General features: G+C 59.7%; 21 protein-coding genes. 4 read left to right on the top strand and 17 right to left on the bottom strand.

The genetic code is table 11. From position 1 onward, the window contains the following. Positions 1–12: 12 nt before the first annotated feature. The 6 genes from OA90_RS16665 to OA90_RS16690 form a co-directional block, all read right to left on the bottom strand. Positions 13–1,197: an alanine--glyoxylate aminotransferase family protein gene (locus tag OA90_RS16665; protein WP_068414348.1), complete on the bottom strand. Its 1,185-nt coding sequence runs from the start codon at positions 1,195–1,197 to the stop codon at positions 13–15. 10 nt (positions 1,198–1,207) lie between these two features. After that, positions 1,208–2,014 carry an N-acyl homoserine lactonase family protein gene (locus OA90_RS16670; protein WP_068414354.1) on the bottom strand — a complete coding sequence of 269 codons (807 nt, stop codon included), beginning with the start codon at positions 2,012–2,014 and terminating at the stop codon, positions 1,208–1,210. A gap of 64 nt (positions 2,015–2,078) precedes the next feature. After that, positions 2,079–3,014, bottom strand: a complete 936-nt coding sequence (locus OA90_RS16675; protein ID WP_068414357.1) for an ABC transporter permease — start codon at positions 3,012–3,014, stop codon at positions 2,079–2,081. Between the two features lies 1 nt (position 3,015). Beyond that, the gene (locus OA90_RS16680) at positions 3,016–4,125 is read right to left on the bottom strand and encodes an ABC transporter permease (protein WP_199823740.1); all 1,110 of its coding nucleotides are present in this window, start codon (positions 4,123–4,125) and stop codon (positions 3,016–3,018) included. After that, on the bottom strand, positions 4,122–5,723 hold the full coding sequence (locus OA90_RS16685) for an ABC transporter ATP-binding protein (protein ID WP_199823741.1): 1,602 nt from the start codon (positions 5,721–5,723) through the stop codon (positions 4,122–4,124). The genes OA90_RS16680 and OA90_RS16685 overlap by 4 nt, the downstream gene beginning before the upstream one ends. An 8-nt stretch (positions 5,724–5,731) precedes the next feature. Continuing rightward, entirely contained in the window at positions 5,732–6,748 is a 1,017-nt protein-coding gene (locus OA90_RS16690) for a BMP family protein (protein ID WP_068414588.1), read from the bottom strand. Between the two features lie 109 nt (positions 6,749–6,857). On the opposite strand from OA90_RS16690, the gene OA90_RS16695 reads away from it, so the two are divergent. Beyond that, positions 6,858–7,247, top strand: a complete 390-nt coding sequence (locus tag OA90_RS16695) for a hypothetical protein (RefSeq protein WP_068414362.1) — start codon at positions 6,858–6,860, stop codon at positions 7,245–7,247. A 5-nt stretch (positions 7,248–7,252) separates the two neighbouring features. On the opposite strand, the gene OA90_RS16700 is transcribed toward OA90_RS16695, so the two are convergent. The 10 genes from OA90_RS16700 to OA90_RS16745 all read right to left on the bottom strand — a co-directional run bounded on the left by OA90_RS16700 (position 7,253) and on the right by OA90_RS16745 (position 16,655). Beyond that, positions 7,253–8,281 carry a TRAP transporter substrate-binding protein gene (locus OA90_RS16700; RefSeq protein WP_068414365.1) on the bottom strand — a complete coding sequence of 343 codons (1,029 nt, stop codon included), beginning with the start codon at positions 8,279–8,281 and terminating at the stop codon, positions 7,253–7,255. Positions 8,282–8,308: 27 nt separating this feature from the next. Next, positions 8,309–9,583 (bottom strand): TRAP transporter large permease, encoded by a 1,275-nt coding sequence (locus OA90_RS16705; RefSeq protein ID WP_068414368.1) that lies wholly within the window; start codon positions 9,581–9,583, stop codon positions 8,309–8,311. Beyond that, on the bottom strand, positions 9,580–10,089 hold the full coding sequence (locus tag OA90_RS16710) for a TRAP transporter small permease (RefSeq protein ID WP_199823742.1): 510 nt from the start codon (positions 10,087–10,089) through the stop codon (positions 9,580–9,582). Before OA90_RS16710 ends, OA90_RS16705 begins: the two co-directional genes overlap by 4 nt. 37 nt (positions 10,090–10,126) lie before the next feature. After that, a complete protein-coding gene (fhmpcd1, locus tag OA90_RS16715; RefSeq protein ID WP_068414373.1) occupies positions 10,127–11,053 on the bottom strand; it encodes a 5-formyl-3-hydroxy-2-methylpyridine 4-carboxylate 5-dehydrogenase in 927 nt (308 codons plus the stop codon). Next, entirely contained in the window at positions 11,050–12,678 is a 1,629-nt protein-coding gene (locus OA90_RS16720) for a choline dehydrogenase (RefSeq protein WP_068414375.1), read from the bottom strand. The genes fhmpcd1 and OA90_RS16720 overlap by 4 nt, the downstream gene beginning before the upstream one ends. Positions 12,679–12,700: 22 nt before the next feature. After that, positions 12,701–13,426: a class II aldolase/adducin family protein gene (locus OA90_RS16725; RefSeq protein ID WP_068414378.1), complete on the bottom strand. Its 726-nt coding sequence runs from the start codon at positions 13,424–13,426 to the stop codon at positions 12,701–12,703. A gap of 68 nt (positions 13,427–13,494) precedes the next feature. Beyond that, positions 13,495–13,953, bottom strand: a complete 459-nt coding sequence (locus OA90_RS16730; RefSeq protein ID WP_068414381.1) for a YbhB/YbcL family Raf kinase inhibitor-like protein — start codon at positions 13,951–13,953, stop codon at positions 13,495–13,497. A gap of 32 nt (positions 13,954–13,985) precedes the next feature. Further along, a complete protein-coding gene (locus OA90_RS16735; protein ID WP_068414383.1) occupies positions 13,986–14,576 on the bottom strand; it encodes an amino acid synthesis family protein in 591 nt (196 codons plus the stop codon). A gap of 66 nt (positions 14,577–14,642) precedes the next feature. Beyond that, complete coding sequence (locus OA90_RS16740) at positions 14,643–15,782, bottom strand: NAD(P)/FAD-dependent oxidoreductase (protein ID WP_068414388.1); 1,140 nt, start codon at positions 15,780–15,782, stop codon at positions 14,643–14,645. 42 nt (positions 15,783–15,824) lie between these two features. Continuing rightward, positions 15,825–16,655 carry an alpha/beta hydrolase gene (locus OA90_RS16745; protein WP_068414390.1) on the bottom strand — a complete coding sequence of 277 codons (831 nt, stop codon included), beginning with the start codon at positions 16,653–16,655 and terminating at the stop codon, positions 15,825–15,827. Positions 16,656–16,844: 189 nt separating this feature from the next. Here OA90_RS16745 and OA90_RS16750 point away from each other — a divergent pair, with 189 nt between their 5' ends. From OA90_RS16750 to OA90_RS16760, 3 genes are all read left to right on the top strand, one after another. After that, complete coding sequence (locus OA90_RS16750) at positions 16,845–17,516, top strand: GntR family transcriptional regulator (RefSeq protein WP_068414393.1); 672 nt, start codon at positions 16,845–16,847, stop codon at positions 17,514–17,516. Between the two features lie 149 nt (positions 17,517–17,665). Then, positions 17,666–19,219 (top strand): GMC family oxidoreductase, encoded by a 1,554-nt coding sequence (locus tag OA90_RS16755; RefSeq protein ID WP_068414397.1) that lies wholly within the window; start codon positions 17,666–17,668, stop codon positions 19,217–19,219. 438 nt (positions 19,220–19,657) lie between these two features. Next, the gene (locus tag OA90_RS16760) at positions 19,658–20,194 is read left to right on the top strand and encodes a DUF3291 domain-containing protein (protein ID WP_199823743.1); all 537 of its coding nucleotides are present in this window, start codon (positions 19,658–19,660) and stop codon (positions 20,192–20,194) included. A 189-nt stretch (positions 20,195–20,383) separates the two neighbouring features. Here OA90_RS16760 and OA90_RS16765 read toward each other — a convergent pair whose 3' ends face one another. Further along, entirely contained in the window at positions 20,384–21,205 is an 822-nt protein-coding gene (locus OA90_RS16765) for a TolB family protein (protein ID WP_068414402.1), read from the bottom strand. Between the last annotated feature and the right edge of the window lie 3 nt (positions 21,206–21,208).

The following is a 21,208-nucleotide window of genomic DNA, read 5'->3' on the forward strand; positions in this document are numbered from 1 at the left end:
CAGTGCCCGGTTCTAGTCGTCTATCGCTGCGTCCCACGCGGCCTGAGCAGCAGCAAGTCCTGCCGCCACATCCACCGTTGCACCAGAGGCCTTCAGAGCACCGCCCAGGGCGGAGACCGCCAGAAGGGCGTAGGCCGGTTGTGCGGTCGGTCCCATGTGGCCAATACGGATCAGCTTTCCCAGTGTTTCAGCCCGGCCGGCCGACATGGACACCCCATAGCGAGCCCGCGCCTCCTTGAGCACAGGACCGGCGTCAATGCCGTCAGGCATTCGTACGGCCGTTGCGGTTGGCGATGCGATGTCTTCCGAGGCCGGCCAGAGGTCCACACCCATCGCCTTGATGCCTTCACGGCAAACTCTTGCAGTCAGCGCATGACGCTCCCAGACGGCTTCCGGGCCTTCTTCGAGATAGCGGTCAAGCGCGGCATCGAGACCGTTGATCTCGGCCACGGACGGCGTGAAAGGGAATGGCTCGGTTTTCTTCCAGGCGTTCTTCCAGTCCGTGAAGCTGAGCATGGAAGCAAACGGAGCATCGGGATTGCCCTCGATCTTGGCCCACCCCTGTGCGGAGACGGCGACGAGCGACAGCGATGGCGGGCAGCCCAGGCACTTGTTCGGGCCTGTGACGTAAACAGCTGCCTGACTGGAGGTCGGACCCGTCGGCATTCCGGCCCAGGACGACACCGCGTCTACAAGAAGCAATGCCCCCGATTCAGCGGCAACGGCACCAATGGCATCGATATCATTGATAGTTCCCGACGGAGTGTCATGGTGGCAAACGCAGACCACACTGACCTCTGGGTTTTCCTTGAGGAACGAGCGGACCTGATCGGGATCGATCGCAGTGTCATAGGCCACTTCGATCTCTTCGACCCTCTTGGCATAACGCTTGGCCCAATAGCCAAAGCCCTTGCCATAGACGCCGGAGGCAAGGTTCAGCACCACGTCCTCCTTGCCTATCAGGGACGCTGCTGCGCCTTCGAGCGCTAGAACCGGCTCACCCTGAAGGATGAGCGGCGGCAGATCGCACGCCAACGCCTTTTGCGCCTTCAACGTGACATTCTCGAAAAAGGCTTGGAACGCAGGGTCGTAATCGTAGAGCACTGTTTTACCCAATGCGCGCAGCACCTCGGGATAAGCGTCCACAGGGCCGGCCGTGAGAGTGAAGACCGGCGATTTCGTTTCGGGATACTTCATCGGGTGCTCCTCAGCCGTAGAAATTCACGCCGGTTCTGTAATCCTTGAAGCTCTCAGGATCGTGGCTGAAGAGAACCTCGGCGTTCTTTTCCTTCTCGATTTGCTTCAACCGCCGCATCGAATTCACACCCGCCACCGGATCGATGTGAAAGCCCGCATTGATGTCGTTTTCGTAGTTCTTGCGGGTATAGGCAGCATCGAGCGTCAACAGCAGCGGACGGCGGGTACCGAACTCCACCAGCAGCGAATAGTGACCGACCGTGTGTCCCGGCGTGTAGATCAGGGTCACGCCTGGCGCGAGTTCCACGTCGCCCTCGATCAGTTCAAACTTGGTGTTGCCTGCGGTCTGCCCAGAGGTAAGCTGATCGGCCATCCCGCGCGCTTCGGCCACGTCTTTAGAGAAGGCTAGATCGGAGTAGCCAAGAACCTCGAAAGGCTGGCACCTGGCGGCCTGCGGCAACTCGTCCTTGTGGCAGATCTTCTTTGTGTCGGGGAAAAACTTGTTACCCCCGACATGATCGAAGTGGAAATGCGAGTTGAACAGGACGTCAATGTCCTTCGGCTCCAGTCCCAGAAGCTTCAGTGCTCCCGGAATGGTTTGCTGTTCGCTCTGTAGGGGCTTCTCGAAGGACAACGCCTTGTTCACGTGGTCGATATCATAGCCTGTATCGATCAGGAATTTTCCCTTGGGATGATCGACGAGCACGGAATAGACCGGAAAACGAACTTCACCGCCCGGTCCCTTGTTCCACCAGATATGGAACCCGTCCAGCACCAGCGAACCTCCGTCGAGCAAATAGACTTTGGTATCAGCCATGTCACTTCTCCTTCATGTTGCCCGGTCCCCGTCTTCAGGAATGGGAATGGTAGGTAGCGGCGCGTTAGCGGGCGCCGCGTTCATAGGCAGCGCCCAGTGCCGCGGGCAGTTTCGCCCGGCGGCCGAAAAGCACCAGGACCAGCATCACCGCCGCAAAAGGCAGCATCTGGATAACGTCGGTGGGGATGTTCGACCCCGCGACCTGCAGTGCGGTGGTCAACGACAGCGCGGCTCCGAAAATCAGTGAGCCGATCAAGACCCAGAGGGGCCTGCCCCGCGCCAGCATGGCGAGAACTATGCCGATGAATCCTGCACCGCCGGTCATGAAGGGAATGAACAGCCCTGCCCCGATATTGGCGAGATAGGCACCGCCGAGGCCAGCCATGGCACCGGTGAACAGCACCGCGACGACGCGAATGCCGAGCACGTTGCCGCCGGCCACGTCCAGCGCCGCCGGACGCTCCCCGGCCGCACTCAAGGTCATGCCAAGATTGGTGCGCCGATAAAGGTATGCCAGCACCACGACAGCGATAAGTGCGAGATAGACGATCAGATGCCGCCCGAAGAGGGAAGGTCCAATCACTGGCAGATCGGTCAATCCCGGGATATTCAACCGCTCGGGCGCAGGCAGGCGTGGATAGGTGCGGGAAAACTGAAAATGGTGGAGCAGCGCGGTTAGCCCTTCCACCCCAAGCGTCAGGCCGATGCCGATCACGATCTGGTTCAGGCCCAACCGGACGCACAGCACCGCCATCACAATGGCCGTCAGCACGCCGCCGAGAATGCCCCCGAGAAATCCCAGCCAAAGCGAATTGGTCTCGAAGGCGACGAGAAAGCCGACATAGGCCCCCATCAACATCATGCCCTCGATGCCGATGTTCAGCACCCCCGCCTTCTCCGACATCTGCTCTCCCAATCCCGCGAGCAGTATCGGGATGGCGGCAACGATCGCGCCGGTCAAAAGAGACGAAAGGAACGCTTCAGTCAGCAAGCCACTCATCTCAACGTTCCTTCTTGCGTTTGTGGTGATCGATATACTCGCCCAGCCCCAGGCAGATCAGCAGGCTGGCGACAAGCACAAGAGTGAAGTCCTGCGGCACCCCGAGACGCCGCGCGGCGCTCTCGCTGCCGATCATGAGAGCGGAGTAAAAGAAAACCAGAACGATGGCCCCTACCCCGTTGAACCGCGCAAGAAAGACCAGCGGGATGACCATAAGTCCGTAAGCGGGATTCCAGTTGGCGCGGACATTCCCGGCGACGCCGAGGATCTCCGAGGCGCCGGCAAGCCCTGCAAAACCTGCGGACAACCCGAATGTCGCCAGGGTCAGCAGCGGTACCGACAAGCCAGCATGGGTCGCCGCAAGAGGGTTGGCACCCACCATCCGCAACCGCAATCCGAAGGCAGTGCGGGTCATCATCAGATGGACGGCCAAAACCGCGATCAGACCCCAGATCAAGCCGCTGGAAATGGAAGTATCGAAAAGCCGTGGAAGCCGATCTTCCACCGGCAGGGTGCGCGTCTGCGGTACAGTGGTTTCCGGATCCCTGAAGACCAGCTTGACCAGTGTTGAGGCGAGCAGAACGCCGAGAAAGGACATCATCAAGGTGGTGATGATCTCGTTCACGCCCTGATACGCCTTGAGCAGCGCAGGAATGAGCGACCAAACCGCGCCAACCAGAGCGGCCAGCACAAAGCCCGCCAGAAGCACCGCCCACCCCGGCAAAACGCCAACCAGCAGAGGCGCGCTTGCAGCTGAAATGACTGCACCGAGCAGGAACTGCCCGTCAGTTCCCAAATTCCAGATCCCCGCACGGAAGGCAATGATCAGACTGGCGCAAAGAAACAGAAGTGGCGCCATTCTTGTGGCTGTTTGCTGCAAGCCCAGTCCTGAAAAAAGGGATCTCTCCAGGATATAGCCGTAGTAGGTAAGCGGATTGACCCCGACCAGCATCAGGATGAGCGCAGACAGAAGGAAGGCCGCGAGAATCGGGCCGACGGTCAATGTCAGGACCCGCTGGAGCGCACTGCGCTCAGTCACCGTTCTCGCGATACCGTCCACGTTGGTCTCAGGGTCCGCCGATACCGGATTCATATCGTCTTGTATGGTCATGCCGTCGCCTGTTTGTAGTCTTCTTCACCGGCCATCATCCGGCCGATACGCAAGCGCAAAGCCTCGCCGCTGCCATCGTTTTTCACGATCCCCCGGATACGCCCTCCCTCCATCACCGCGATGCGGTCCGACAACGCCATCAACTCATCCAGATCGGTAGAGATGAGCAGCACCGCCAGGCCCCGTTCGGCGATTTCGGAGATGCGCTGCCGTGAGGTATCGATGTTCTTGAGGTCCAATCCGTATGTGGGTTTGTTGAACACCACGACGCGCGCCTCACCCAGAAGTTCGCGGCCCAGCAGGACCTTCTGAATATTGCCGCCCGAGAGCCGCCCAATCGGCGTGGTCTCGCCCGGCGCATGCACGGAAAATCTCGCAATGAGCTCGCGCGCATGTTGTGCGATGCGTTGCGGACGTTCCAGACCGTTCACCCAAAAAGGCGGTTGGCCGATATCCTTGAGGACCGTGTTCTCGGAAATCGGAAAGGCTGCGACCGAACCTTCCGCAAGCCGGTCGTCCGTGAGGTACCGAAGTCCCTTGCGCCGGCGCTGCGCAACGGTGGCGCTGGTAATGTCTTCGCCGTCAAGTTCGACCCGTCCGGAGTTGAGAGGCCGCTGACCCGCCATGGCTTCCGCCAATTGCTTCTGTCCGTTTCCGTCGATCCCGGCCACACCGACAATCTCGCCGGCCTGCAGGATCAGCGAGATATCCGCGATCCCCATGACATCGGCGTCGCCCTGAGTGGACAGGTTCTCCAGCTTGAGAACGGTGTCATCACGTTTCGTGCTATTGCGTTGCTCGGTGGAACCGGCGCCAGCTTCACGGCCGAACATCAGGCGGACGATTTCGTCGACTGCCTGGTCCTCGGACATAGACTTCAATTGGTCGGGAACCATTTCACCCGCGAGCGCGCCCTGCTTGAGAACCGAAATACGATTGCCGTATCGATAGGCCTCAGCGAGTTTGTGGGTGATAAAGATGACAGCCAGCCCGCTTTTCACCAGCTTCTGCATCCGCTCTCCCAATTCATGCGCCCCCTGGGGCGTAAGCATGGAAGTCGCTTCGTCGAGGATCAGCACCTTGCTGTCACGCAGGAGCGCGCGGGCGATCTCGATCTGCTGCTGCTGGCCGAGCGAAAGCTCGCCGACAATGGCGTCAAGCGGCAGGGAGAGCGCGAACTCCCGTTTCAATTCCTCCATTCGTGCCGCGATCCGGGCACGGGGCGGGCGCTCGTACCAGGGCGCGCCCAGGGTAAGGTTTTCCAGAACCGTAAGTGTAGGCACCAGCATGGAGTGTTGAAAAACCGTGCTGATGCCAGCATCGAGACTGGCCGATGGGCTGGCCAGCCGTATTTTTTTCCCATTCAGCGACAGGTAGCCTTCGTCCGGTTCCTGAAGACCCGAAAGAATGCCTACCAGCGTCGATTTGCCCGCACCGTTCTCGCCAAGAAGAACATGCACCTCACCTTGATGAAATGTGAGCGAGACGTTGTTGACCGCGATCACGCCGGGAAAGCGTTTGGTCACGCCATGTACGCCAATGACACCTGCCCTCGTTTCCGAGGACAGGCTCGTCACAGTTTCCGATGCATTTGACACGGATGCGCTCACTCCGCCACGGTGACCAGAGTACGGACATCGGCAGCTTCGAACTTGGGCTCCACCTTGATGTCCCCAGAGATGATCTGCTCACGCAGTTCCATCACCTCGTCCCACGCCTTTTCGTCTGCCTGCGGGGTCTTGATAAGTTTGACGGAATCGTCGGCCAAGCTTATGGCGTAACCACGCGTACCGAATTTATCGGCCTTCAGGTCTTCGATCATCGCGGTGTAAACCGGGGTCATGTCCCACAACACCGAAGCCAGAAGATGCCCCTTGTCCAGTTCGGACTTGTCGCCGATCACATCGATGAAGAGCACGTCCGATCCGTCAGTGGCCTTGTTCGACTCAACAGCCTGGATCATGCCGAAGCTTGAGCCATTGCCCTGACCGAAAATGATGTCGGCGCCGGCCGCGATGACCGAGGTGGTCACACGGTTTCCGCCGGCTGCGTCTGAATAGGCTGCCGGACCGATGACCGAGTAGAGGATCTTGACGTCCGGGTTCTCCGCGTGCACGCCCTCGGCAAAACCGATTGACTGCGAGTTCCAGGACGGCGGTTCACCGGAGACGACGATGCCGACTGTGCCGGTAGATGTCATCTTGGCGGCCAGACGTCCGGCAAGATAGGCACCTTCGTGGCCCGACAGGGTATAATCGGCCACCAGACCCTTTTCGAGAGCATCGGGACTGTCGACTATGGCGACCGGTACGCCGGTTTCCTTGGCGATCTCGGGACCGGCGGTGTTGTAGCCGCTGGCATGCGCGATCATCAGGTCGGCACCATCGGCCGCCAGCTCGCGCATCGGTGCACGGACGTCACCGTAGCCCAGACCTTCCGCGATGATGACTTCGGTGCCCGTCGCCTTGGCGGCAGCCTTGGCAGCTTCGACACCCTGCTGGTTCCAGCCGAAGTCACTCCCCTGTTCCGGCGTAAGGATGGCTATGGTATCAACCTCGCCAGCAAGTGCCGCCGGGGTGGTCAGCACCACGCTGAGCGCGGCGGATATAAGTAGGTTTCTCATGATGTTGTTCCCACAATGGTTGTCAGATTCCAGTTGGAAGACGAAATCAGTCGGCAGACGTTTCATTGTTTTTGTCGCCCTGTCTGCTGGGCTTTCCTCACTCCCGGCCATGGCCGAAAGCGGAGCTTATGTGCCCTATTCAGGGATCGTTCACGGGACCGAAGGCGCTGACCCGGTCGAAATTTCCATTGTCAACGAGACTGGCGTTCAGCTCGATTGCAAAGCCGCGCTGGCTCACTGGTATTCCGAAGAACTCGGACGCATTGCCCCGAGCGGCGAACTGACGCTGACGCTTTGGCACGACCCCGAGACGGGAGTTCTCAACTTGATGAACGCGACCGACGACCGGATGCCATTGGAAGCGCTCTGGTGCTCCGCCGACACCGTCCGGACGCGGCTCGACCTGCCTATTGCCGCCGGCAAGACAGAAGCGACGCTGCGGTTCCTTTGCCGTACCGGCGGTGACACGGGTCTGAGCTGCAGAGGCACGGGCGGCTAGCTGGATCATTGAGCGCGGACCGCCTCGAGTTTCGAGATGATCTGGTCACGCACTTCCACCACGTCCGCTTGGTCCGAAATGACCTCGTCGGTTACTCTTGCGAAGGTTTCCTGCAGTTCGGCCTGCTGATCGTCGGGAAGGATCTGGATCTCGCCACCGTTGTCCAACCACGCTTTTTCAGCGCGCTGCACATTCTCCACTCCCCAGGGAAAAACGGTTTCCTCAGCCGCCCGGCCAGCCTCGATGATGGCAGTCTTCACCTCGTCGGACTGCGACTGGAACCAGGCTTCGTTGACCAGTGTCACCGAAACAATCTGGTTCATGTTGATGTTGGTGACGTACTTGGCGGTATCGTAAAACTTGAAGGCGGTCAGGATCGGAATCCCCGCCAGCATGCCGTCAATGCCGCCGGCCTGGAGCTGCGGAGTGACTTCGGACAGCGCGAGTGGCGTGGGATTCACGCCGATTGCCTTCATCGGCTCCATCTGAAGCGGCGATGCGAAGGTTCGCACCTTGAGACCTTCGAACCCGTCGATTGAAGTCACCGGCTCTCGTGTGAGGATCTGGGTGGGGGAATTAAAGATCGCGCCGATGATGCGCACGCCCTTGTCCAGGAACAGGGTTTCCATGTAGTCGCGGAATTCCTGGTCGTGGATCACCGCGCTCACTTCATCCGCATTCTTGAAGAGGCCTGGGACATCGAAGGCCTGGAAACGCGGATCGACATTGGTGACGAACGAGGTCGGCGTGGTGAATGCCTCAATCGTGCCGAGCAGCACTCCTTCCGACATCCGCGGTATCGCACCAAGCTGCGAGGCCGGGTAGATTTCAACCTTCAGGGCATCACCGACACGGGCTTCGACTTCTTTCTGGAACTCCTTCTGCCACTCGTGCTGCACGTCGTTGATGGTCGCAGAAGCGAGTTTCATGGTGCTTTGCTGAGCGTGGGCAGCACCGGCGATTGGCAGCATCAGGGCGAGAGCTGTGCCGAATGCACCCACGGCAAGTGACAGGCGTTTGGTGTATGACGTCATATTTATCCTCCATGTGCTTCAATGCACTCACGACATGCCGTTGATCAGCCATAGCGAAAGCGCGGGGATCAGGGTGATGAGGGCTAAAGCGGAGATCTGGACCGCCATGTAAGGCAGAACCCCGCGGTAGATGTCAGAGGTAGGCAAGGAGAGTACCGACTGGGCGACGAAGATGTTCAAGCCGAAGGGAGGCGTGAACATGCCAATGGCGAGATTGACGGTCATGACCACGCCGAAGTGAATGGGATCGATCCCCAGCGACACCGCGATGGGCACGAGAAGCGGAGACAGGACAAGGATCGCCGAAGTCGGGTCCAGAACGCAGCCTATCGCCAGAAGCAGCAGGTTCACGGTCAAGAGGAAGCCTAGGGGCGAAAGGCCCGAATCCGCTGTCATGGCAATCAGCGCCTGGGGCACACCTTCGACCGTGAGGACCCAGCTGATGACGCCCGCCGCGGCGACGACGATCATGATGCGCGCCGTCATCATCGCCGAACTGACGGCTGCCTCCAGCAAAGTGCGGAAGGTGACGGTGCGATAGACGACCATACCGAGGATCGCTGCATAGGCACAGGCAAAGCCGCCGGCTTCAGTGGGCGAAAAGAAACCTGCATAGATGCCCACGATGACGAAGACCGGCATGGTCAATGCCCAGAAGGCCTGTTTGAAAGCCTCCCAGGCGACCCGGGCCTGGAATTTCGTATCCCTCGGAATACGCGCAATCAGAGCCGAGAACGATATGTATCCGGCCATCAGCAACGCCATGACGATGCCGGGAATTATGCCCGCGATGAACAGCTTGGCAATCGACTGCTCGGCCGCCGCGCCATAAAGGATCATGGCGATCGAGGGCGGAATGACGATGTCGATCGCACCGCTGGAAGTGATGATACCGGCTGCGCGCCGCTTGCCGTATCCGCCTGCAATCAGCTGAGGATACATGTTGCGGCCCACGGCGGCGACTGCGGCGGCGGAAGACCCACAGATCGTTCCGATGAGAGTTGATCCGCCGAGCGCCGCAATCCCGAGCGATCCCGGGACCCGGCCGAACAGGGCACGCACCAGAATGATGAGGCGGTCGGCAATGCCGCTGATCGCCATCAGTTCGCCCGCGAAGATGAAAAACGGCACGGACAGCAGAGCATAGGCGTCCAGACCTCCGAAAATCGTCTGGTGAAGAGCAATCAGCGGGGGACCGGGAAAGAACAGGAGCGCCATCGCCGCCGCGAAGAGCAGCGCGACGAAGATTGGCGCGCCCAACGCAATCAGTATCGCGACAGTGATGCCGAGGAGCCAGGTCACTTTTGCACCTCTTGCGAAGTGGTGAACCGGGCGATGTCGACAATGGTCAGGAAGGTTGTGACCGCCACGATGCCAATGAAGCCGACAAGGATTGCGGAGTGCGGGATGACCATAGGCATGCCCAGACCCATGCTCTTCTGGTTGAGGCTCGCGATACGTTCAATGAAGATGAAGCTGTGCCATGCGATGAGAACGGAAACAGAAACAGTCGCAACATCGATCGCGATCTGCAAAACGGCTGCCAGGCGGCCGGTCATCGCATTCGGCAGAAGATTGATCGACAGATGGTCTCGGCTTCGCGCCGCCAGGATCGCTCCCAGCATGACGATCCAGATCATCCCGTAAACCAGCAGTTCATCCGCGCCGACGAGCGAGAACCAGCCGCTGTAGCGGCCAACGGCGTTGGCGACGTTGATCAGGACCATGACGATCAGGCACAGGCCCAACAGGACACAGATGAGCCGAACGGCAAGCGCTTCGGCACGGATAATTCCGTTGCCACTCATGCGCCTTTCTCCATCCTTCGGCCCGGTGTTCATGGCGTTATTCTTTCCCCTCGAGAATGCGGCGGATCGCGACGAGCTTTCGCGCCCGTTCCGGTTGGAGACTGGCGATGCTCTCGGATGTGTAGGAATAGATCCCCTCACCCGACTTGATGCCGAGCTTGCCGGCCGCGATCTGTTCGCGCACCAGAGGCGCAACATCCTTGCGGTTGCATAGGTCTTCGTTGAGGAAGGAGGAGACCGAGTGATAGATGTCCATACCGGCCATGTCGAGAAGCGCCATGGGACCGATCACGGCCAGCTTGTAGCCGATGCCCCAGGAAACGCAGGTATCGATATCTTCTGGTTCGATTACGCCGCGCTCGACAAGATCGACGACCTCGCGCAAGAGCGCATAGAGCACGCGGTTTTCGACAAATCCTGGAACGTCTTTTTTGAGGATCACAGGTAAGAGGCCGAGAGAGCGGATAAAGTCGCGTATGGTTTGAACCGTTTCAGGCGCCGTCTGCTGTCCACCGATAACCTCGATCATGGGAATGATGTGCGGTGGATTGGACCAGTGCATCCCCACCATTCGCGCGGGGTTGGAAATATGCGTCTGTAACTTGGTGATCGGAATGCCGGACGTATCGGATGCCACGATTGTATTCTGGGCGATCAGGTCATCGATCTTTCGATAGACATCCGCCTTGATCTCTTCCTTCTCGGGAACGTTTTCTATGACGAGATCCACGCCCGCGACGGCGTCCTCAACCTTGTCGGTGAACCGCACCGACCCGTTGTTTCCGGAAGGTGAAATCCCGAGATTGTCCAGAACACCTTCGGCAGCAACCAGCATCGACCGGGCGCGCTCGATCGCCTTCGGTGCTATGTCATGGGCCACGACTTCGACGCCGCCTCTTGCAAGACGGGCGGCCATACCGGGGCCCATCGTTCCAAGACCAATAATGGCTACACGCTTGATCACGCCGCTGCCTCGCTTGTCTGGGGTTTCATGATGAGATCAGCCGCTTTTTCGGCGATCATGATGACGGCGGCATTGATGTTTCCACAGACCAGGTCCGGCATGACGGACGCATCGACCACGCGAAGACCGTCAACACCTTTGACACGCAACTGCGGGTCGACAACCGAGGCCGCATCGGAGCCGGCCCGGCAGGTGCCTGCCGGATGATGGACAGTGATGCAGGTCTTGCGGATATGCTCGTCGATCTCCGCGTCGGACTGGCAGCCGGGCCCGGGAAAGAACTCCGCTTCTATGAAGGGCTTCATTGACGGCTGCGCTGCGAGATCCCGCGCTATCCGGAAACCGGCACGAAGAGAATCCCAGTCCTTTGGAGAGGCCAGAAAATTCTGATAGATCAATGGTGCTGCCAACGGATCCGCCGAAGCCAGTTTCACTGATCCTCGGCTTTCCGGCTGTACAGCCACGATCCGGGTGGCGAAGCCGTCCTGGAACGGTGCCTTGAAGGGTTCTAGATAGGGCCATGCGGCAAGCGGAGCGGCTGTGAACAGGAGCTGCACATCCGGCAGCGGCCGATCCTCGCCACTCTTGAGGAAGGCAACCACTCCGCCAGGGACGTCGGCGGAGAAACCCTTGCCCGTCAGATAGGTTTTGAGGAAATCAAGACCGATCCGGTCGGCCCTCATGTTCTTGAAAAACGGACCCGGTTCACGGCGCCTGTACATCTGGATAACGGAAACGTGGTCCTGCAGATTCTTGCCCACGGAAGGCAGGTTGACGCGCGTTTCAATGCCATGCGCGGCGAGCTCCTCCGGGGCCCCCACACCCGACAACATGAGTAGCTGCGGCGAATTGATGACCCCACCCGCCAGAAGAACCTCATTGCGAGCCGTAACCGTCTTTTCAGATCCGTTGTGGTTGATCGTGACACCGGTGGCCCGCTTGCCATCCATCACGATCCTCGTGGCCATGGCTTTTGTCAGAACCGTCAGATTGGGCCGCTTCAGAACCGGCCGCAGATAGGCCGAGGCCGTAGAAGACCGACGGCCCTTCGAAATCGTCATCTGCAACCGGCCGAAGCCTTCCTGCCGGACACCGTTGTAGTCATCGGTCTGCGGATAACCGGCCAGGACACTGGCCTCGGCGAAGGCATCGATCAACGGATCCTCATAGCGACAATGCTGCGTACTGAGAGGACCCGAGCCTCCCCGAGACTTGTCTGCACCGCCTTCCCAGGTTTCCTGCTTGCGGAAATACGGCAGGACTTCGTCATAGGACCAGCCCGGAAGGCCGTTGGCGGCCCAGCGGTCATAGTCGCCGCGATTGCCCCGCACATAGGCCATTGCGTTCGTCGAGGACGATCCGCCGATGACCTTGCCGCGGGCGCATTCGACGCTGCGGCCGCCAACATTGTCTTCCGGCTCGCAAAAATACATCCAGTCATGGCGGCGTTCGGTGAGGATCTTGCCCCAACCGAGCGGAATGTGGATCATCGGATCGCGGTCCCAGCCCCCCGCCTCGAGCAGCAGCACGGAACAGGCCGGATCCGCACTCAGCCGGTGAGCGAGGACGCAGCCGGCCGAACCGGCTCCGACGATGATGTAATTGTAGTTTTCCGCGTGCTGCATGACGTCTCTGCTTTCTGGGGGGCTACTTGAGCAGCCCGGCTTGACGAAGGGTCATGGTCCAGTGGTCCCATCCCCTGTCAATCTGGGCTCCGACGAGCTTTCCAGCGGTCTTGACCTCACCGGGCGACAGGTACTTGATGTTGCCCACCTGCAGACCCGCGGTCTGCGCGGCAGCGTTCTGCTCAGTGTAAAACGCGCGGAACACGACCTCACGGACAGAACCGCCGACGTTGACGACCCCGTGACGGGCCATGAGAACGACGGCTTGCTTACCCAGGCTTTCGGCGATATCGGCACAAACGCTATGGCTGCCGCCGAAAAGATCGGTGTCGTCACCCAGCTTGTCACGGATCTCGTAGACGGGAACCGTCTCGCCGAGAAACGCTCCCATGTGGGTGACAGGCCTTAGCGCCTGGTCTGTAAAGCAATAGGGAAGCACAGCCGGAGAATGGCTGTGAAGCACGCAATTGACGTCCGGCCGGGCCTTGTAGATCTCACTGTGAATGTAGCGTTCAAGATAAGACGGTCGATTGTCGTCGGTCTCACCTTCCAGATTGAACCGCTGGATATCACCGGTCGTGATGTGGCTCGGGGCAAGTTTCTGCGCCAGGAAGAAAGCTTGAGGATCCTCCGGGTCACGGGCACTTATGTGTCCGAATGTATCGAGGATACCCTCATGCAACAAAATTTTGGTAGCTGTGACCAGCTCTTCGAACACGGTCTGCCGGGCTTGGGTGATGGTGGTCATTTCTGAGTTCTCCCGAGTCGCTGAGGTCCCGGCCGGTGGGGTTGGTCTTTTCACCGGCACCTTGCACTTCACTTGTTTTCGTAAAGGCCAACGATCCTGTTTTGCTCGATGATGTTGTCGGCATACCCGGCGAGGAACTCTTCTCGCGAGGGAGTTCCTTCAACCGTCGTGTCGAGGGCGTAGACCCAGAAGTAATAATGATGCTTGCCGTGGCCGGCCGGCGGCTGAGGACCGTAGTACTGCAAGCCTCCGGCCCCGTTCGGCCCGACGCGGTACTTGTCCTGAGCATCTGAAAGATCAGTTGCGGACGGGTCGATGCCGTAAACGGTCCAATGCGTGAAACCCCGAGGCAGCGGCGCATCCGGATCATGGCAGATCACCGCGAGTTCCCTGGTCCCGGCAGGAACCCCGCTGACCGTGAGCCTTGGGAGTACGTTGCCTTTGTCTCCGGCATGCTCGTCGCGCATCATCTCGAGCGGATTGAAATCCGCGGACGTTATCTTGAGGTCTTTGATGTTCAGGGGCATGAAATACGTCCTTCAGTCAATATTCGATCGGGTTATTGTGCAGCAGCCAGGTCCGCGACAGTCTTGCCGCCCACCCGCTGGTGAACGCGCGGGCCGGTTGCCGCCGCGACGCAGATGAGAATTTCATCCGGCCGGGGGCCATCCGGCACCGCGAAGGTGATGGCATCATAGTGAGAGCGGATATAAAGCTCGTCCTTGTGGGCCAGCGGAATATCGATCGACGTCCCGGCTGACGCCACCTTGCTGGCGGAGGAAATCCAGGCGTCGCCGCCCCCCACCTGCTCGCGCAGCGGATTGCCGAACTCTGTCGTGATGCAGGCGACGACATGTTCCTGCTCACCACCCACGCCGGCGATTCCGCCCTTTCCATAGCTTTCGGCGGGCCGGCCGCCGAGGAGCGCCACGGCACGCTCTCCGAGCGCATGACCAATGGCGGCACTCGGCTGCGTAAGTGCCGAAAGATCGGACTGGTAGGTACCCACGAAAGGATTGCGGATAATGACACCCACGGCGACCTTGATCAGCGTTTCGCCGGGCGCGCCGCCATCATGCAAGATTTCCTGAACTGACGAGTACCAGCCACGCACTTCATAGTGTTTCTCGACTGAGGCCGAATGTTTCATTTCTTTCTCCTTGGGAACGCGCGGCTCCGGCGCGAACAAGTGTTTTTGTGGCTGGCCTGCGGACCGCTATTGCGGCCATGAATAGACGCGGCGAATGGGGTCGTAGCGCGCAGCTTCGAGAGCTGCGGGCGTGAACATGTTGCCCTTGGAAAGCGAGCGGTTCGCCGCGTACTCACCCGAAAGCGCCTGGCAGCGGTCGGTCATTGGGCGGATGCGTTTTTCCCAACCGGCCAGCGCGTCCTCGACCGAAGACTGTTCGGCAAGATCCTGAGAAAGGCTGAAGGCGTTGACCATGGCACAGCCCGCGCCCTGGGCAAGGGCCGGACACATGGCATGTGCGGCGTCGCCCACCAGCGCCACTTTGCCATTCACCCAGTTGTCGAGTTTGGTGGTCGCATATTTGTCATAGCGGGCAGATTGCAGCTTCGCGGCTTCGACAAGGCAGGGTTCCAGGAACGGGAACATCTCTACCCAGACCTCGAGATCGAGGGGAACGTGCGAACCACGTGGGTCGGCGGCCGGCGCCATAAGGCCGAGATAGAGCTCGTCCTTGTTACAGGGCGAATAAAGGATGCGCTGGACACGCGGCTCGAAATTCCACATGTCGATCGTGTTGTCCCACTCTCCGTCGCCGAGTTCTTCCTTCTTGCGCGGAACGATGAGACGAATGATGCCGTCGGTGGAGGTCCAGCGATCCTGCTTGAAGTTCAGCGAGTCGCGGACCTTGGAGCCGACGCCATCGGCCCCGACGATCAGGTCGGCTTCCAAAATTTCTCCGGTCTGAAGCGTCAACCGGCCATCCGCATCGGCGGAAACGGCCTCGGAATTGACGCGCATCTCGACACCGACATCGCGGGCGCGCTTGACCAGGGCATTATGCAGGTGGCTGCGGGTCATAATACGCCATGGCAGCCCGTTGAAGGTTTCCTTGGAAACCGACTTGTTCTGCATCCAGGTCTCGTAGGTCGGCGGCGTATGCGACCCCAGAAGGACATCGTCAAGCGCGCCGACCGCTTCAAGCACCCGCAGGCCATTGTGCCATAAATAAATGCCCGCACCGAACGCCCGAAGCTCGGAATCCTTCTCATGCAGCGTAACATCCCAGCCGTTTTGGCGCAGCGCGATTGCCGCCGTCAGGCCGGCAAAGCCCGCGCCGGCGACCTGCGCACGAAGCGCCTTGCCAGATGTCTTGTTAATGTTCGCCATAGTTCAAATCCTGTTGCGTAAAAAAAAACGGAACATCCGCTCTCAGGCATCGATGAAGTTGGTGATTGCCTTGAATGTGATGTCCGGAGACACCTCATTGACGTAGTGATCGGCGCCGGGAACGACGACGACCGGAAGGTCGGGGCGCAATCGGCTGGTTTTCGCCAGCGCCTCGGCGGAGACCAGCTTGCTCTCCTCCCCGCGCATCAAAAGAACCGGCCTGCGGATATCGCGATACGTCCGGGTGAGATCCGCGCGCAGCCCGGCGGCGATCTGGGACATGGCTGAGGGGAACGCCAACGGACGCAGCCCTCCCTCGACCTCGCGGTATCCGCTCTCGGCTCGAATCCTGATGGCCTGCGCCGGAATATTCGGATAGCGGGCGGCGAGATAGGTCTCCACCGCCTTCAGATCGTGGAACAGTTGATCTCCCGCATTCACCCGCGCTTCCAGCGCATCGAAAACTTCCGCTTCGATATACGGTGTGAAATCGATCGCCACGACAGAGCGGATCAGCTCGGGGAACCGGGCCGCGGCAGCGACCGCGTTACGTGATCCAAGGGAGTGGCCGACCAGGACTGCCGGTCCCAGATCAAGCGTCCGGATCAGGGCCGAGATATCATCGGCAAAGTCATCCGCGCCGTATCCGCTCTCGGGCTTGTCACTGAGGCCATGGCCGCGCTGGTCGACCGCGATGGTCGTGAAACGATCGCTGAAATGAGCGGCCAACGGCGCCAGCGTTGCGGAATTGGCGGTGATCCCGTGAAAGAAAAGCATCAACGGGCCGCTCCCGGCCTCACGTATGTTCAAGGTAATGCGGCCGGTGTCGATACGGCGCAAACTCATGTCTTCGTAAGAGGCGGTCGCCACCATGTCCCAGATCCTGCGTCGCTGTCTTTCGGTATTGGAAGCATGACACAAATCTGATAAGCGTCAACTAAATTGTCTGACAATCTTTCAATCTTACGTATTGACAGAATGTGTGATAATGCTGTCAAAATAGAAAGACGCCGCCTATATTCCTTCTGGTTGCGCTCACTCCGGATGTACGAGATCAAAACGATGCTGCCAGACCTGAATTTGAGAGTATTGCCGCGCACCGTGCAGCAGGCGACGGTCGACAAGCTGAGGCTTGCGATCTTCTCCGGGGTTTTCGAACCCGGCAGCCGGCTGGTTGAAAGTCAATTGTGCGTTCAGCTCGGCATCAGCCGACCTTCCCTCCGCGAAGCCTTGCGCAGCCTCGCGGCCGAACGCCTCATCGATATCGTGCCGAACAAGGGCCCCTTTATTCCCGCTCTTTCATGGGAGCAGGTAACCGCCATCTACGAGGCCAGGGAACTTCTGGAAGTTGAGGCTGTCGGCCGCTGCTCTCAGACGATCTCGCAGCAGGAGCTTCAGGCACTCGAAAAAGCACTTTCCGCGTTCGAAGCCGCCGCCTCCAGCAACGACGCCCTGGCGCGGGTGACGACGGCGGCCGATTTCTACTCCATCATCCTCGCCAATTGCGGAAATCCGATCCTTGAGGAAATCCATCGGGGCCTGGTCGCGAGGATCAGCCTTTTCAGATCGCGATCGATGTCACTGGAAGGCCGGGCGCTAAGCAGTCTGGCGGAGATGAAAGAGATCTACAATTCTATCGCCGCAGGTGACGAAAAAGCTGCCCGGAAGGCCGCACGAAAACACGTCCTCAAGGCGATGGCGGCAGCGAAAAAGTCCATGGAGTGCGGTAACTAGGCTCCGCCTCGCCGCCCCCGGCATTCAGGCGGCTGAACCCATCATGACATATCGATTTCCGCGCGTTTCGGAGCGTGCTTGGGAGCGTCCGGCTTTTGAAGCAGCGGTCTCCAGGGCTCTGACACAGGCTGCCGCAAAAGGGGACGGTGATGACTGAGTTTTTTTTAGCAAGCGACATGAACGCGGACGCGCTCGTCATCGGAGGCGGTTCGGCCGGAGTGCTGCTGGCCGCACGACTGAGCGAGGATCCAACCCGAAGCGTGCTTTTGATTGAAGCAGGCGATGAAGCCACGGACCCCGACATCTGGAATCCGGCGGCCTGGCCGGCGCTTCAGGGCCGCAGCTATGATTGGGACTATAAGACGGAGCCGCAGGCGGGCACAGCCGGCAGGGTCCATTCCTGGGCACGCGGCCGTCTTGTGGGTGGGTCGAGCTGCCTGCACGCGATGGGCTACATGCGCGGACATCCCGAAGATTTTGCGCCCTGGGCCGAAGCGACCGGCAGTTCCCGATGGAGCTATAAGGGTTTGTTGCCCGCCTTTGAAGCGAATGAAGACCGAGAAACCCCGGGTCACAAGGGTGGTCCCTTGCCTGTCCACAGGACGGATGCGGACATCAGCCCGCTTACCGATGCCTTCATCGCTGCCGGCAGCGCCCTCGGCCTGCCCCGCCTCAAAGGTCACAATGACGGTGAGATGATCGGCGCAACGCCGAACTCGCTGAACATCCGCGACGGAAGACGGGTGACGGTTGCAGATGCATGGCTGACACCGGAAGTGCGTGCCCGCGGCAATCTGAGGATTCTGACCGGCACCCTCGCCCGGCGTTTCGTTCTGGAGGCCAATCGGGTCCACCACCTCGAGATCGTCGGCAGGGACGGCCTGACCCGCATCTCCGCCGAGCAGGTGTTCTTGTGTGCCGGCTCACTGGAAAGCCCTGCTCTGCTGATGCGCTCCGGCATCGGACCGTCCGAGGTCCTCAATGCCGCAGGCGTGGACTGCCGTTTCGACATGCCCGATATCGGCCGGAATCTCCAGGATCACCTGTTGGGCGCCGGCAATGTCTATTCCACGCGCAAGCCACTTCCGCCTTCTCGCCTGCAGCATTCCGAGTCGATGGCGTATATGAGAGCCGGCGACTTCACCGGGACGGGACGCCCCGATATCGTCGTCGGTTGCGGCGTGGCGCCGATCGTATCCGAGTGCTTTCCGCAGCCGGAAACCGGCACGGCTTACTCTCTGCTCTTCGGGGTGACCCATCCCACGAGCCGGGGCAGCCTTCGCATTACCGGGCCCGAAACCGGCGATCGGCTGATCATCGATCCAGCCTACCTGCAAACAGACCATGACCGAGACATGTTTCGCCAGGCTCTCGAGGCCGCGCAAACAATCGGACACGCGCAGGAGCTTGACGGGTGGCGCGACCGCGAACTTTATCCTGCCCCCCTCAGAACCACGGCCGAGATCGACGATTTCATCACGAAAGCGGTCATCACGCATCACCATCCGTGCGGCACTTGCAGGATGGGCAATGACGACACCGCTGTTGTCGGCCCGGATCTACGGCTTCGATCTGTCGATAACCTTTACGTGGTGGACGCCTCGGTCATGCCCAGCCTTACTGCGGGACCGATTCACGCAGCCGTTCTGGCTATCGCGGAGACCTTTGTCCGGACCCTGGGTGATGGCACAACGGAAAACTGACGATGGCGCTCGAAGCCAAACCGCGGTGCTGCCGGCTGCGACACGGATCGTAGCGGTACAAAGGAAAATTGAATTGACCGACAAACACCGCGGCTTTCAGGGAGAGCGCTTGGAAAAAGCCTCCGATCCGCCACGAAGTTCCTGGCGACAAATATGCCGACCGCTCGATTGCTTCCGCGAACGAAGCCTCCGCTCCCCTGCAAAAACTGATCACCGAATATTGGATCATTTGATGCTTCTCGCGACGTGGCATCAGATGGGCGTTAAAGAACCAGAATGACTTGAAACAGGCCGGGATCATGTCAAAATCGACAATGCTCACATCGGTGTCATATCATCAGCGGATATAATGAAAACGAATATGACCTGAAGGCGTCAAGATCGTTTGCACGACCGGCTTCGGTCGGAATTTATCCGGGGAACCAGATGCAAGAGCGCGTGCTTGCCGTTTATACGTTCAATCAGTTTGTTGCGCCGTATCAGTCGGAACAAATCAGGGGTTTCAGAGAAGCTGAACCGGGAACATTTTCCACCCTCGAAACTTCAGAGGGGTTTATTGCTCGCTCCGGCTACGATGGCGAGGAAGGGCCTCCAACCTGGGGAGAACAGGTTTTTCCTGACTGCTGGTCGAACAGCAACGGAGACGGCTGGGCGCCTTCAACTCTCTCCCTCTGGTCCTCCCTGGAGGCACTCATGGCGGCAACATACCAGGGACCACATGGACGGCTGCTGCGGCACGGCAAAGACTGGCACATTCCCGCGGATCATATTCCGGAGTATGTCCTATGGTGGAAAGGCGACGGAGACAGGCCTGACTGGGCTGAAGCCGTGGCACGCTTTGAGGACTTGATGTCGAATGGCCCTGGCCCGGCCGCCTTCTCGTTCAAGAATGCGTTTGATCCCGCAGGAAGGCCCTTCAAGCCGGATATCGGGAAGATGAAGAATCTCGCGAAACTGAATGCCCTGAAGATCTGATCGGCTCTGCGGGTCCATGCATTGCTCCTGCCCTGTCCGCACCGGCAAACGGTGACCGTATGAGCGCCCAGGATGCAAAGTTTACAAATGGAACGCTGTATTTTTTGAGCGATCGCCGCTGGCCGGCACCTTGCCGGTTGCGCAAACAAGCTGCGGAAACTGATGGCACCGACCCTTCGCCGGCATTCATCAGCTTTCATATCTCACATAGGCGAAACGCTTGCTGTCCGGCGCCCACGAGGGAACATTGATCGTCCCCTGCCCTCCATGCAGCGAACAAAGAATTTTCGGTGAACCGCCGTCTGCCGGCATGAGCCGCAATTGCACGGTCTTTCCGCCCGGGTGGCCTGTGGTTCCACGTTCATAAGCCAGGTAGACCACCTTTTGACCGTCCGGCGACGGATGCGGGAACCAGTTGACCCGCTCGTCGTCTGTCATGGCCTCCAACCCGCTGCCGTCCGGATGAATACGCCAGAGCTGAACCGATCCGTCACGCTCGCCGTTGAACCAGATCCACTGCCCGTCCGGCGTATAGTCCGGTCCGTCGCAATGGTCGAAGTCCGAGGTGATTTGAAACTCTTCTCCTCCGTCAACGGAACAACTGAAAATCTGATAGGTCGCGCTGCGCCGCGCCGTGTAGGCAATCGTCCGGCCGTCCGGTGCATAGCCGTGCCAGTAGGACGGTACCTTTCCGGTCACTCTTTTCGGCGTGCCGCCGGTGGAGGGCAAAACGTAGATGCAGCTTTCCTTCGTCTGTGAAGAGTCGCTGATCGCCAGCTGCGATCCGTCAGGTGACAGGCCGTGATCGTTGTTGAGCTTGTCCGCAAAGCCGGTATCGATTTCAGCAAGCACCGGTTCGGCGAGCGGCAGCCTGTAAAGCCTACCGCCACTGTTGACGATCAACTCCGCGCTGTCGCGGGTCCAGTTCGGTGCCTCCAGATGGCGTTCGGCCGCAAGAACGAGCGTTTCCTGGCCTGTTTCGATATCGAATGTGCAGATAAAACTCTTCATGGA

The sequence above is a fragment of the Labrenzia sp. OB1 genome (genome assembly GCF_001624695.1).
Lineage (GTDB): Bacteria > Pseudomonadota > Alphaproteobacteria > Rhizobiales > Stappiaceae > Roseibium.

Excerpts from the sequence above, each read along its gene's own strand:
- OA90_RS16740 (WP_068414388.1), bottom strand. The coding sequence starts at position 15,782 with ATGGCGAACATTAACAAGACATCTGGCAAGGCGCTTCGTGCGCAGGTC.
- OA90_RS16695 (WP_068414362.1), top strand. The coding sequence starts at position 6,858 with ATGGCCGAAAGCGGAGCTTATGTGCCCTATTCAGGGATCGTTCACGGG.
- OA90_RS16710 (WP_199823742.1), bottom strand. The coding sequence starts at position 10,089 with ATGAGTGGCAACGGAATTATCCGTGCCGAAGCGCTTGCCGTTCGGCTC.
- OA90_RS16765 (WP_068414402.1), bottom strand. The coding sequence starts at position 21,205 with ATGAAGAGTTTTATCTGCACATTCGATATCGAAACAGGCCAGGAAACG.
- OA90_RS16735 (WP_068414383.1), bottom strand. The coding sequence starts at position 14,576 with ATGAAACATTCGGCCTCAGTCGAGAAACACTATGAAGTGCGTGGCTGG.
- OA90_RS16755 (WP_068414397.1), top strand. The coding sequence starts at position 17,666 with ATGACTGAGTTTTTTTTAGCAAGCGACATGAACGCGGACGCGCTCGTC.
- OA90_RS16675 (WP_068414357.1), bottom strand. The coding sequence starts at position 3,014 with ATGAGTGGCTTGCTGACTGAAGCGTTCCTTTCGTCTCTTTTGACCGGC.
- OA90_RS16720 (WP_068414375.1), bottom strand. The coding sequence starts at position 12,678 with ATGCAGCACGCGGAAAACTACAATTACATCATCGTCGGAGCCGGTTCG.
- OA90_RS16665 (WP_068414348.1), bottom strand. The coding sequence starts at position 1,197 with ATGAAGTATCCCGAAACGAAATCGCCGGTCTTCACTCTCACGGCCGGC.
- OA90_RS16725 (WP_068414378.1), bottom strand. The coding sequence starts at position 13,426 with ATGACCACCATCACCCAAGCCCGGCAGACCGTGTTCGAAGAGCTGGTC.
- OA90_RS16670 (WP_068414354.1), bottom strand. The coding sequence starts at position 2,014 with ATGGCTGATACCAAAGTCTATTTGCTCGACGGAGGTTCGCTGGTGCTG.
- OA90_RS16680 (WP_199823740.1), bottom strand. The coding sequence starts at position 4,125 with ATGACCATACAAGACGATATGAATCCGGTATCGGCGGACCCTGAGACC.
- OA90_RS16700 (WP_068414365.1), bottom strand. The coding sequence starts at position 8,281 with ATGACGTCATACACCAAACGCCTGTCACTTGCCGTGGGTGCATTCGGC.
- OA90_RS16690 (WP_068414588.1), bottom strand. The coding sequence starts at position 6,748 with ATGAGAAACCTACTTATATCCGCCGCGCTCAGCGTGGTGCTGACCACC.
- OA90_RS16730 (WP_068414381.1), bottom strand. The coding sequence starts at position 13,953 with ATGCCCCTGAACATCAAAGACCTCAAGATAACGTCCGCGGATTTCAAT.
- OA90_RS16750 (WP_068414393.1), top strand. The coding sequence starts at position 16,845 with ATGCTGCCAGACCTGAATTTGAGAGTATTGCCGCGCACCGTGCAGCAG.
- OA90_RS16745 (WP_068414390.1), bottom strand. The coding sequence starts at position 16,655 with ATGGTGGCGACCGCCTCTTACGAAGACATGAGTTTGCGCCGTATCGAC.